The organism is Rhizobium mongolense USDA 1844 (genome assembly GCF_000419765.1).
Taxonomy (GTDB): Bacteria; Pseudomonadota; Alphaproteobacteria; order Rhizobiales; family Rhizobiaceae; genus Rhizobium; species Rhizobium mongolense.
This window is the reverse complement of sequence record NZ_ATTQ01000016.1, coordinates 55313-68534: the sequence shown is the minus strand read 5'-3', so window position 1 is coordinate 68534 and position 13222 is coordinate 55313. Positions and strand designations below refer to the sequence as shown.

The window sequence follows — 13222 nt, the reverse complement described above, 5'->3', positions numbered from 1 at the left end:
CGTTGAGCATTATCGAAACAAAAATGGAGGCGCGGCCCGCCAAGGGTCGTGCCGTTCCACTCGCGAAAGCAATCGGGCGTTTCCTGATCGCTGCCGTGACGACCTATCTCGGACTTCTGGCCGTCACCTTCTTCATCGGACGTGTCGTGCCGATCGATCCGGTTCTTGCAATCCTTGGCGACCGCGCACCGACGCATGTCGTGGAGCGCGTGCGTGAAGAGCTCGGCTTCAATCTGCCGCTCTATCAGCAATTCTTCATCTATATCAAAGGTATCCTTTCCGGTGATTTCGGCAATTCGGTGCTGACCACCAATCCGGTGATGACCGATATCCGTCGCGTCTTTCCGGCAACGATTGAGCTTGCGACCCTCGGTACCATTATTGGCGCCCTCATTGGCATCCCGCTCGGCGTGCTTGCGGCTGTGCGGCGCGGCAGCCTTGCCGACCAGATCGTGCGTGTCGTCGGGCTTGTCGGCTATTCCGTGCCAATCTTCTGGCTGGCCTTGATCTCGCTCGTCATATTCTATGCGCAACTGCGCTGGGTGGCCTTCCCGGGACGCATCGATATTGTCTTTGAATATACGTTCACGCCGATTACCGGCTTTTATCTGATCGACAGCGTCTGGCAGGGGCAGTGGGACGTCTTTTACGACGTCTTCCGGCACATTATCTTGCCGGCATCGCTGCTCGGCTATTTCTCACTCGCCTATATCAGCCGGATGACGCGCAGCTTCATGCTGAACGAGCTCAGTCAGGAATATATCGTGGCTGCGCGTGCCAAGGGGCTTTCGGAAACCCGGGTAATTTGGGGCCACGCATTGCGCAATGCCGCGGTGCCGCTTGTGACGGTGATTGCGCTCTCCTACGCCGGGCTTCTCGAAGGCTCGGTGCTGACGGAGACGGTGTTCTCCTGGCCGGGCATTGGCCTCTACATCACCAATTCCCTGCAGAATGCCGATATGAACGCGGTTCTCGGCGGCACGATCGTCATCGGCACGGTGTTCATCGGCATCAACCTCCTGTCCGATCTTCTCTACCGGACGCTCGATCCAAGGACGCGAAGCCGATGACGGTTCCAGCCAGCCAGCCAGCGCCGATGAGCCGCCGCGAGTGGCTGCTTTCCGATCGCCCGCAATCACGCGTACAAGCCCGTCTCGGGCGCGCCTATGTGACCTGGCGGCAGTTCAGTGCAAACAAGCTTGCCGTCCTTGGTCTCATTATCATTATCGCGCTGCTCTTCGTTGCCGCCTTCGCGGATCTCTTGGCCACGCATTCGCCGGTGGTCGGCGATCTAAAGAATGCGCGACTTCTGCCGCCGGGTACGGGCGAGTATCTGCTCGGCACGGACGACCAGGGTCGCGATATCCTTTCACGCCTGATCTACGGGTCGCGGCTGACGCTCTTCGTCGTCGTGCTGGTGGCGATCATCTCGGCGCCGATTGGACTGATTGTCGGCACGGTCTCCGGCTATGCCGGCGGATGGGTGGATGCAGTGCTGATGCGCATCACCGATATCTTCCTGGCGTTCCCGAAGCTGGTGCTGGCGCTTGCCTTTGTCGCGGCACTCGGGCCGGGCATCCAAAACGCGATCATCGCGATTGCAATCACGTCCTGGCCTCCTTACGCACGCATCGCCCGGGCGGAAACGCTGACGGTGCGGCGCTCGGATTACATCTCGGCGGTCAAGCTGATGGGTGCATCGCCGGTCCGCATCATCATCCGTCACGTCATGCCGCTCTGCCTCTCGTCGCTGATCGTTCGCGTAACGCTCGACATGGCGGGTATCATCCTGACGGCCGCCGGTCTCGGCTTTCTCGGTCTCGGCGCGCAGCCGCCACTGCCGGAATGGGGTGCAATGATCGCCTCGGGTCGCCGTTTCATTCTCGATCAATGGTGGGTCGCAGCCATGCCGGGTATTGCGATCCTCATCGTCAGCCTCGGTTTCAACCTGCTTGGCGACGGCCTTCGCGATGCGCTCGATCCCAAGGAGAGCGGCCAATGACGGCTTTGCTGACGGTCGACAATCTGAAGGTCAGCTACCCGACGCGCACCGGCGTGATCGAAGCTGTTCGCGGCGTTTCCTTTACACTGGACAGGGAGCGCCTCGGCATTGTCGGGGAGTCGGGATCCGGCAAGTCGCAGACCGGCCGAGCGATCATGGGGCTCACGCCGAAGCACGGCATCGTCACGGCCGACAAGCTCGACTTCAACGGCATCGATCTCATCCAGGCTTCAGCGAAAGAACGGCGGCTCCTGCGTGGCAAGCGCATCGCCATGGTGTTGCAGGATCCGAAGTATTCGCTCGATCCGGTGATGTCGATCGGCCGGCAGATCTGCGAGACGCTGAGAACGCATGAGAAGGTCAGCAAGGCCGAGGCGACCGAACGGGCGCTTGCGATGCTGGAGGCGGTGCAGATTCGCGATCCGAAGCGTGTCTTCGATCTCTACCCGCATGAGGTCTCAGGCGGCATGGGCCAGCGTGCAATGATCGCCATGATGCTGATTGCCGGGCCGGAACTGTTGATCGCTGACGAGCCGACCTCGGCGCTCGACGTCACCGTGCAGCTCGACGTGTTGAAGATCCTGGACAAGCTGGTTTCCGAGCGCGGCATGGGGCTCATCTTCGTGTCGCATGATCTGCGTCTTGTTTCCTCGTTCTGCGACCGCGTCATCGTGATGTATGCCGGAAGGATCGTTGAAGAGCTTAGGGCATCTGACCTTAAAAATGCACAGCATCCCTATACGCAGGGACTTTTGAACTGCATGCCGCAAATCGGAGAAGATCGCCATCCGCTGCCGGTGCTCGACCGCAAGCCGGAGTGGGCTGCATGAGTGCGGCGCTTTCGGTCGAAAATCTCAGCGTCGTCTATGACGATTTTCATGCGCTTCAAGATGTCAGCATCGCGGTGGCATCCGGCGGCTCCTTCGGGCTGGTTGGGGAATCCGGCTCCGGCAAGTCGACGCTGCTGCGTGCGATAGCGGGCCTGGCGCCGGTCAAGGGTGGCGCAATTCGCGTTCATGATCAGCTGCTGCAGGGTGCAAAACGCAGCAAGAGGTTCTATCGAAATGTCCAGATGGTGTTCCAGGACCCTTATGGCTCGCTGCACCCACGGCAGACGATCGACCGGCTGCTGCTTGAGCCATTGGCAATTCACGGGATTGCCGACAGCGAGAAGCGCATCGCGCGGGCACTGGACGAGGTCGGCCTTGGAAACGGCTTCCGCTTCCGCTATCCGCACCAGCTTTCCGGCGGCCAGCGGCAGCGTGTGGCGATTGCGCGCGCCCTGATCGTCGAGCCGTCGATCCTGCTGCTCGATGAACCGACTTCGGCGCTCGACGCTTCCGTGCAGGCGGAGGTGCTCAATCTACTGGAACAGATCAGGCGCGACCGCAAACTGACCTTTGTCATGGTGAGCCACGACCTTGGTGTCGTTACCCATATGTGTGAAAGGCTTGCCGTGATGCGCAACGGCGCCGTCGTCGAACGGCTGACCTCTGATCAACTGGCCAGCGGGGACGTTCATGAGGATTACACGCGAAATTTGATGATTGCGAGCAAAGGCTTCGTCAAAACCAGAAATGCAGATTTTTCAAATATTTGAAATCCTTTCGGGTACTGGCCATTCAAGGTTAAGCAGCCGTTAAAAGACGACTATTCGACTAGACTATTGACAGCCGGTTTTCATCTGTCATGATCCTGTTAACGAGTGTTAGCTTTCGTGATCGTGGAGGTGAGGCATGTTCTTTCTCGGCGGAATGACCATGGGATATCTCGATCCTCCGGCCAAGGTCGAACGGGGCGAGCAGACAAGCGTTTCCATTCCCGCTGAAAAAGATCGCCGATTGATCGAGGCTTCCTCGGGTGCCCAAAGAGAAGAAAACGCAATCGAGCGTTCGTTGATCTGGGCATGGCACACTCTTTGCTGAGCCGGGTCAGATTTTCTATCCCTCGCGCTCTGGAAGGAAATTTATCTCTACCTAGCTTATAGAGAATATAGGAATATCAGTGCCGGCAGACCGCCGCGCCAATAATAAGAGACGGAGGCAACACATGGCAGACCTGGGTATTTCGCATGCTCAAGCGAACTATTATGGTTCCGTACCGGCCAAGAAGCCGGCTTCAATGCGCCAAAAGCTTCATTTTGCGCTGAATGCCACCCTGTTTACCGCGGCGTTCGCTTTTGTTGCAGCCTTGGTCTGCGGCGTTATCGGCTGATCGAGCTGTCGTGCAGGCATGTTGCCGGCACATTACGAATTCACTTCTCAAATCGCTGGCTGGGACATTCTTCTGCGTGAACCGGGAATTTTCGGCCAACAACAACAGCGGTCCAATCACGTTTGAAAATCCGGTGCCCGATGGGTGCCGGATTTTTCTTTTGAATAGCGAAGAACTGCCTAAATCGAGGCAAGCAAAGCTGGGCAATTCCGTGCCTCTTGACTTGAATTATCGGGAGGGTGTCCAACTTTCCCGGATGGTTCTTCGGGGGTGGAGGCAAAATGCAGCTCTGACCGGCAGAATCGTGCCATAAATCAGGCCTAAACCGTTTCGTATCGGAAATCTGTGGCTTTCGCATCTTCCTGGAAAGCCCCTTGGCCGTTCATGTCGCAGTCATAATTGCCGGTGCAAAAGGCTAGGCAAAATTACCATAACCTTAGTTTGGACCCAGAACCGAACCCATGACCATTTCCATTCCGTCTCCAAACCCGTCGCGCGAATCCGAAGTCAAGCACATCGATCACAGCGACTCGGTCCGCTCGACCTACCTGTCGATTGAAGACATCAAGGCGATGGGTGAATCGATCGCCCGCAAAGGCGTCGATTCGCTGCCGGCTTTTACTGCCTTCGATTTTTTTGCACGACATAAGGAGAACGAGAAGGAAATCCTGCGCGTTTACCGCACGACCGCGGCCGACGTGGAGGCGGGTGAGACAATAACGCCTGCCGCCGAATGGCTTCTCGATAACCACTATATCGTCGAAGAGGCAATTCAGGAGGTCCGCCGCGACTTCCCGCGGCGCTTCTATCGCGAGCTGCCGACCATCGACGTCGATGGTGTGCAGGTACCGCGCACGCTGGTGCTCGCCTGGCTCTATGTCGCTCACACCCACAGCACCGTTTCACAGGAAAGTCTAACGGCGCTTGTCGATGGCTTCCAGCTGGGTGAGACGTTGCGCATCGGTGAGCTTTGGGCAGTCCCCTCACTCGTGCGTTATGTTCTCGTCGAAAACCTCCGTCGCATTTCCAGCCGCGTTGAACGCAGCCGGCGCATACGCCGCCGTGCGAACGAAGCGGCCGATGAACTCGTGCGTTTGGACGATCCGACGAAGGCTGCGGAGTATCTGAGGACGCTCGAACCGCTTGCCGAGGACAATACCTTCTCGACGCAGTTCCTCTATCGCATGCGCGACGGTTCGCAGGCGTCTAGCCTTGCGATCGCTTGGCTCGACGAGCGTCTGGAAATGCTCGGCCGTGATACCGAAGAAGCGACGATGGCGGAGCATAGCCGCCTCTCCTCCGGCAATGTCACGATGGGCAACATCATCCGGAGCCTTCGCGAGATCGACGACGCGGAATGGTCGGTCTGGGTCGAGCAGGTCAGCCATGTCGACAAGTTGCTCTGGGAGAATTCCGATTACGGCATCCTCGATTCGGGATCACGCAACAAATACCGCAAACAGATCGAAAAGCTCGCCAAGCGCTCCCCGCTGACGGAAATGGAAGTCGCCCAGTTGGCGCTCGACATGACCAGCGAAGCCAGGGCCTCCGAGGAGCCGCAACCGCATGAGCCGAATGTCGGCGGCTTTCTTGCCGGCATGCACCGGCCGAAGCTTGAAGAACGTGCCAATTATCGTCCGACCTTCGTTCAGCATTTTGTTCGAACGGTCCGCAAGTTCAATTGGCTGTCGATTGCCGTCCCCGTCATGCTGCTTACCGTCATTGCGATGGCGATCGTCGGGCGCGTCATGGCCAATGCCGGCATGGGTACGTTGGAAATCGCCGTATTGCTGATCATGTTCTCTCTTCCGGCATCGGAGGGCGCGACAGGTCTTTTCAATACCTTGCTGTCCTTCTTCGTGACGCCATCGCGGCTTGTCGGCTACGAGTTCAAGGAAGGCATCCCGGAGGATGCACGCACGCTGCTTGTCGTGCCATGCCTGATTTCGAACCGAGACAGCGTCGACGACCTGGTTCGCAATCTCGAGGTTCACTATCTCGCCAATCCGCGCGGCGAAATCTATTTCGCGCTGCTGAGCGACTGGCCGGACAGTGACGTCGAGGAAACGCCGAACGATCTGGAAGTGCTGGACTACGCCCGGCGTGAAATCGCCAATCTTTCGGCACGTTACGCCTATGACGGCAAAACGCGCTTCTATCTCCTGCATCGCCGCCGCCTCTACAACCCGTCAGAGGGCGTCTGGATGGGCTGGGAGCGCAAACGCGGCAAGCTGCACGAGCTGAACATGCTTTTGCGCGGCGACAGCGACACGACCTATCTACCGGGCGCCAATATTGTACCGGCTGGCGTTCAGTATATCATGACGCTCGATTCCGACACGCGCCTGATGCGCGATGCCGTGACCAAGCTTGTCGGCAAACTCTATCATCCGATCAACCGTCCGGTGATAAACCCGAAGACCGGCCGCGTCGAAAGCGGCTATGGCGTGCTGCAGCCACGCGTGACCCCGTCGCTAACGACCGGCAAGGACGCTTCGGTCTTCCAGCGCGTCTTCTCGATCAACCGCGGCCTCGACCCGTACGTCTTCACAGTTTCCGATGTCTACCAGGACCTCGCCGGCGAAGGCACGTTTACCGGCAAGGGCCTTTATCATGTCGATGCCTTCGAAGCTTCGCTGAGGGACCGCATCGATGAGAATTCGGTGCTGAGCCACGATCTTCTCGAAGGTTCGATGGCGCGCTGCGCCCTAGTCACCGATCTCGAGCTCGTCGAAGACTTCCCGATCCGATACGAAGTCGAGGCTTCGCGACAGCATCGCTGGGCGCGTGGCGACTGGCAGCTTCTGCCATATATGTTCAATCCAAAATACGGCGTCACCGCTCTCGGGCGCTGGAAGATGTTCGATAACCTGCGCCGCTCGCTGACGCCGATCGCCTGGTTCTTCGCTTCCGTGCTTGGCTGGTATTTTATGGGCCCGCTTGGCGCACTCGTATGGCAGATCCTCCTGATCTTCTGCCTCTTCGTTGCGCCGACGCTGTCGCTCATCCACGGCATCATTCCGCGCACCAGCGATATCGTTGCACGGGCACATCTTTATACCGTGTGGTCGGATATCCGCGCTGCGAATGCCCAGGTGGCGCTTCGTATCGTTTTCATTGCCGATACGGCTTGCATGATGGCCGATGCGATCGGCCGCTCGCTCTACCGTCTTCTCGTCAGCCATAAATTGATGCTGCAATGGCGCACTGCTGCCAGCGTCCAAGCGGGTGGGCAGGGAACGATTCTGTCGTACTACGGCGCGATGTGGCACGCCCCGGTGCTCGCGCTGCTCGCACTCGGCTTTGCAGCACTTCCCGGCGACAACGCATTCCTCGTCGGCATTCCGTTCGCCCTGCTGTGGACCCTGTCGCCGCTCGTTGCCTGGTATGTCAGCCAGTCGGCAGAAACCGAAGACCGCCTGGAAGTCGCCGATTCGGTCTCAAGCGAGCTCAGAAAGATCGCGCGCCGCACCTGGCGTTACTTCGATACGTTCACCACGGCAGAACAGAATTTCCTGCCGCCGGATAACATTCAGGAGACGCCGCATGTCATCGTCGCGAGCCGCACCTCGCCGACCAATATCGGCGTATATCTGCTCTCGGTCGTTTCCGGCCGCCAGTTCGGCTGGTTTTCCTTCGAGGAAACGATCGAGCGGCTGGAGCAGACGATCGGGACCATCGACAAGATGGAGAAGTATCGTGGCCACCTCTTTAACTGGTACCACACCGATACGCTTCAGACCCTTGGGCCGCGATATGTTTCGGCTGTCGACAGCGGCAATCTCGCCGGTCACCTGATTGCCGTTTCGTCGGCTTGCCGCAATTGGGCCGAAGCGCCGTCGGCGCATATGCAGGGCAATCTCGACGGCGTCGGCGACACTGCCGGCATCCTCGGCGAAGTACTGGCCGACCTTCCGGACGATCGCAAGACGGTCCGTCCGCTCCGCCGCCGCCTGGAAGAACGGATCGTCGGCTTCCAGAACGCGCTCGCCGCCGTCAAGCGCGAGCACGAGTTCGCCTCGATCCGCGTCATCAACCTTGCGGTTCTTGCGCGTGACATCCAGAAGCTTGCGGCAAATCTCGATCACGAAGTGAAGTCGGCACTCAGCGGCGAACTTACCCGTTGGGCCGAAGCACTCGTCAAGATTTGCGAAGCGCATATTTCCGACAGCACATTCGACCTTTCGAATATCGATGCTTTGCGGCCGCGGCTGATCGCCCTTCGCGACAAGGCCCGCGATCTCGCCTTCTCGATGGATTTCAGCTTCCTGTTCCGTCCGGAACGCCGCCTTCTTTCGATCGGCTATCGCGTCGAAAGCGGCGAGCTCGACCAGGCCTGCTACGACCTTTTGGCGTCGGAATGCCGGCTGACCAGTCTCTTCGGCATCGCAAAGGGCGACTTGCCGACGGAGCATTGGTATCGCCTCGGCCGCCAGGTCGTGCCGGTCGGTTCGCGCGGCGCTCTGGTCTCTTGGTCCGGCTCGATGTTCGAATATCTGATGCCACCGCTCGTCATGCAGGAGCGCGGCGGGGGTATTCTCAATCAGACCAACAATCTGGTCGTGGTCGAGCAGATGAACTACGGGCGCAAGCTCGGTATTCCGTGGGGCATTTCGGAAGCGGCCTTCAATGCTCGCGACCATAACCTCAACTATCAATACACGAACTTCGGCGTGCCTACGCTTGGCCTGAAGCGCGGCCTCGGCCACAATGCCGTCATCGCGCCTTATGCCTCGATCCTCGCCAGCCAATACGACCCGCAGGGGGCACTCGAAAATCTGCAGCGCCTGCGCAAACTCGGTGCGCTCGGCAAATTCGGATTCCATGATGCCGTCGACTTCACGCCGACCCGCGTGCCGGAAGGCAAGAAATGCGCTGTTGTCTATAACTACTATGCGCACCATCACGGCATGTCGATCGCGGCGGTTGCCAATGTCGCTTTCAACGGGCATCTGCGTGAGCTCTTCCACTCCGATCCGGTGATCGAAGCAGCCGAACTGCTGCTGCAGGAAAAGGCGCCGCGCGACATCCCCGTGATGAGCGGCAAGCACGAATCGGATACGCCCGCCAGCATCCAGGAAGATCTGCTGCGGCCGGAGCTTCGCAAGATCGCCGATCCGCTTTCGCGCGATCGCGAACTCATGTTCCTGTCCAACGGTCACTATTCGATGATGTTGACGGCGACCGGTGCCGGCTACGCACACTGGAACGGCCAGGCCGTTACCCGCTGGAAAGCCGACCCAACGGAAGACCGCTGGGGAAGCTTCATCTTCCTGCGCGACACGGCGACCAACGAATGGTGGTCGGCCACCGCCGAACCAAAAAGCGTCGAGGGCGAAAAAGTCAATGTGCTCTTCGCCGACGAAAAGGCGGAATTCACTAAGGTCGTTGGCGACCTCAGCAGTGAATTGGAATGCATCGTTGCGACTGAGCATGATGCGGAAGGCCGCAGGCTGACGCTTCTCAACATGGGATCGGAAGACCGCTTCATCGAAGTCACCTCCTATTTGGAACCGGTGATCACATTGGATGACACGGACAATGCGCATCCGGCTTTCGCCCGCATGTTCGTGAAGACGGAATTCGGCAGACGCGGCGACGTCATCCGTGCCGAACGCAACAGACGCGATCCGGGCGAACCGAACATGAGCATCGCCCATCTGATCGTCGACAGTGCCGGTCCTTCCCGGCAAACGGAATTTGAGACCGATCGCCGCAAATTCCTCGGCCGCGGCCGTAGTCTTGCGGATGCGGCAGCCTTCGATCCTGGTGCGACGCTTTCAGGCACCGACGGCTTCACGCTCGACCCGATCCTTTCGCTGCGCCGCACGGTTCGTGTGCCGGCCGGCAAGAAAGTCAGCGTGATCTTCTGGACGATCGCCGCTCCTAGCCGCGACGAGGTGGACAAGGCTGTCGAGCGCTATCGGCACGCCGATGCCTTCAACCATGAGCTGGTTCAGGCCTGGACACGCACGCAGGTGCAGATGCGCCATGTCGGCGTGACGTCGCAGCAGGCTGCCGCCTTCCAGTATCTCGGCCGGCATTTGGTCTATCCGGACATGGACTTGCGCGCCGATGCTGCGGCAGTTCGAACCGGCATGCAGTCACAATCGTCGCTGTGGCCGCTTGCGATCTCCGGCGACTTCCCGATCTTCATGCTGCGCATCGATGACGACATGGATCTCGATATCGTTCGCGAGGCATTGCTGGCGGAGGAATATCTGCGCTCGCGTGGCGTGACGGCCGATCTTGTCATCATGAACGAGCGTGCATCCTCCTATGCGCAGGACATGCAGCATGCCGTGGACCAGATGTGCGAAAACGTGCGCCGCATTGGCCAGGCCGATGGCCTTCGGCAACACATCTTTGCCGTCCGGAAGGATTTGATGGAGGAGGCGACCTATCATGCCCTGATCGCCGCTTCGCGTGTCACCTTCCATGCCAAGAACGGCAAGGTCGTCGATCAGATCAACCGCGCCATCGCCCTTTCTGCGCCCTCCAAGGACGACTTGCCGGAAATGGAACGCGAGCAGCGCAAGACCCCCGTCAAGCGCGTGGCGCGTGTCGTGCAGCCCAAGCCGCCGGCGCTTGTGATCGAGGAGGAAGGCGATCTCGACTTCTGGAACGGCTTCGGTGGTTTTGCCCGCGACGGCCGCGAATATGTCGTTCGTCTTGCTGGCGGCACGGCAACACCGCAGCCCTGGATCAACGTGATCTCGAACGAGAAGTTCGGCTTCCATGTGTCTGCGGAGGGCGCGGGTTTCACCTGGAGCGTCAACTCGCGCGACTATCAGCTGACCTCCTGGTCGAACGATGCCGTCGTCAATCGCTCAGGTGAGGCGATTTACGTCACCGACCTGGAAAGTGGCGCGCTGATGACGCCCTTTGCTGGGCTTTCGCAGCGGAGCGATGTCCGCTTCGAGGCACGCCATGGTCTCGGTTACTCCGTCTTCTCCAGCGAGCAGAACGATATCGCGCTCGAAGTGACACAGACGGTCGATCGCCTAAGGCCGGTCAAGCTGCAGCGCGTCCGGTTGCGCAACATGGGCACCAAGGCGCGCAAGCTGCGGCTCTATGGCTATGTCGAGTGGGTTCTCGGCAACAACGCACAGCGTTCGGTGCCCTTCATTCTTTCGTCCCTTGACGAGGAAACCGGCGCACTCCTTGCCGCCAACCAGTACAGCATCGACTTCTCGAACCGGGTATCCTTCTTTGCCGCCAGCGTGAAGCCGTCGAGCTTCACCACAAGCAGGCGGGAGTTCATCGGCAAGGCCGGCACGATCCGGGCTCCGCAGGCGCTCAAGCCATCCGTTGCGCTTTCCGGCGCCACGGAACTTGACGGCGACCCGGCAGCAGCTCTCGCAATCGATGTCGAAATCGGCGCCGGAGAAGAGCGTGACGTCACGTTCTTCCTGGGCGACACGGCCTCGAGGCAAGAGGCCCAAACCTTGATCGCCGAGATCCGCAAGACCTCTGTCGAGGACACTGTTCAGGCAAACCGCGATTTCTGGCAGAGCTTTACGGGCAAGGTTCAGATTTTGACGCCGAACCAGGCCATGAACAATCTCGTCAATGCCTGGTTGCCCTATCAGAGCCTTGGCTGCCGCATCATGGCGCGGTCGGCCTTCTATCAGGCCAGTGGCGCCTTTGGCTTCCGCGATCAGTTGCAGGATACGCTGGCTTTCGTGCTTCAGGAGCCATCGCTCGCGCGCAACCAGATCGTCAACGCTGCCTCGAGGCAGTTCCGCGAGGGCGATGTCCAGCATTGGTGGCTGCCGGGAACCGGCGCGGGTGTCCGTACGTTGATTTCGGATGACGTGGTCTGGCTCGCCTATGCGATCCACCACTATTGCAGTGCAACGGGCGACAACAGCGTGCTTGACGAGGAATTGCCGTTCCTCGAGGGCCCGGCGTTGCTCGAAGGCCAGCACGACTCCTTCTATCGCCCGGAAGTCTCTGACGACAAGGCCAGCATCTATGAGCATGCCGCCTTGGCACTTGATCTCGCGATCAAGCGCAAGGGCTCAAACGGCCTGCCGCTGATCATGGGCGGCGACTGGAACGACGGGATGAACCGCGTCGGCATCCAAGGCCAGGGCACAAGCGTCTGGCTTGGCTGGTTCCTGGCAGGCGCGCTGCGGTCCTTCATTCCCTATGCGCAAGAGCGGGGCGATACTGCGCGCGTCGAGCGCTGGACGAAACATCTCGGTGAACTGAAGGCGGCGCTGGAAAGTGAAGGCTGGGATGGCGGCTATTATCGCCGAGGCACATTCGACGATGGCAGCCTGCTCGGTTCGAAGGAAAGCCTGGAATGCCAGATCGATTCGATCGCGCAATCCTGGAGCGTGCTTTCCGGCGAAGGCAATCCGGATCACGCGGTCAAGGCCATGGACGCGGTTTTGAACCGCCTTGTGGACAAAGAAGCGCGAATCATCCGCCTGTTTACCCCGCCTTTTGCCACGTCGGTCAGGGATCCGGGTTATATCAAGGCCTATCCTCCCGGTGTTCGCGAGAATGGCGGCCAGTACACGCATGCGGCCACCTGGGTGGTTATGGCGCTTGCTGAGCTCAACCGAGGCGATGATGCCCTGGCCTGCTTCGAACTCCTGAACCCGATCACCCATGCGCGCGACAAAGCCTCGGCCGAGCACTATCGAGTCGAGCCCTACACGGTGGCTGCCGACGTCTACGGCGAAGGTGCGCTCAAGGGCCGCGGCGGCTGGACGTGGTATACAGGTTCCGCGGGCTGGCTCTATCGTGCGGCAGTCGAAGGGATTCTCGGTATCCGTTTGAAAAACGGACGGATTTTTGTTCGTCCAGCACTGCCGAGCGGTTGGGACGGCTTTTCGGCGGAGATCGAACATTCAGGTGTGAAATATCGCATTTCGGTCTCAAAATCGTCCCATCCGGACGGCTACACTCTGGTCATCAACGGCAGCGAAGTCGCCAATCCCCATGAGGGATATTCGGTCGGATAGCAGCATTCGACGCTCACACTCCGGCGAT

The 13222-nt window shown here is 59.6% G+C and carries 7 protein-coding genes; all 7 read left to right on the top strand.

All coding sequences use genetic code 11. The annotated features are described in order from the left end of the window. Window positions 1-2 precede the first annotated feature (2 nt). The 7 genes from A3C3_RS0126045 (at window position 3) to A3C3_RS0126015 (ending at window position 13194) form a co-directional block, all read left to right on the top strand. Window positions 3-1070: an ABC transporter permease gene (locus A3C3_RS0126045; RefSeq protein ID WP_022717511.1), complete on the top strand. Its 1068-nt coding sequence runs from the start codon at window positions 3-5 to the stop codon at window positions 1068-1070. Next, window positions 1067-2002 carry an ABC transporter permease gene (locus tag A3C3_RS0126040; protein WP_022717510.1) on the top strand — a complete coding sequence of 312 codons (936 nt, stop codon included), beginning with the start codon at window positions 1067-1069 and terminating at the stop codon, window positions 2000-2002. Before A3C3_RS0126045 ends, A3C3_RS0126040 begins: the two co-directional genes overlap by 4 nt. Next, entirely contained in the window at window positions 1999-2832 is an 834-nt protein-coding gene (locus A3C3_RS0126035; protein ID WP_022717509.1) for an ABC transporter ATP-binding protein, read from the top strand. Before A3C3_RS0126040 ends, A3C3_RS0126035 begins: the two co-directional genes overlap by 4 nt. Further along, a complete protein-coding gene (locus A3C3_RS0126030) occupies window positions 2829-3602 on the top strand; it encodes an ABC transporter ATP-binding protein (protein WP_022717508.1) in 774 nt (257 codons plus the stop codon). Before A3C3_RS0126035 ends, A3C3_RS0126030 begins: the two co-directional genes overlap by 4 nt. Before the next feature lie 136 nt (window positions 3603-3738). Then, window positions 3739-3927, top strand: coding sequence for a hypothetical protein (locus A3C3_RS0126025; RefSeq protein ID WP_022717507.1), 189 nt, complete (start codon window positions 3739-3741; stop codon window positions 3925-3927). 124 nt (window positions 3928-4051) lie between these two features. Further along, complete coding sequence (locus A3C3_RS46225) at window positions 4052-4216, top strand: hypothetical protein (RefSeq protein ID WP_022717506.1); 165 nt, start codon at window positions 4052-4054, stop codon at window positions 4214-4216. A gap of 461 nt (window positions 4217-4677) precedes the next feature. Beyond that, the gene (locus A3C3_RS0126015; protein ID WP_022717505.1) at window positions 4678-13194 is read left to right on the top strand and encodes a glycoside hydrolase family 94 protein; all 8517 of its coding nucleotides are present in this window, start codon (window positions 4678-4680) and stop codon (window positions 13192-13194) included. Window positions 13195-13222 lie beyond the last annotated feature (28 nt).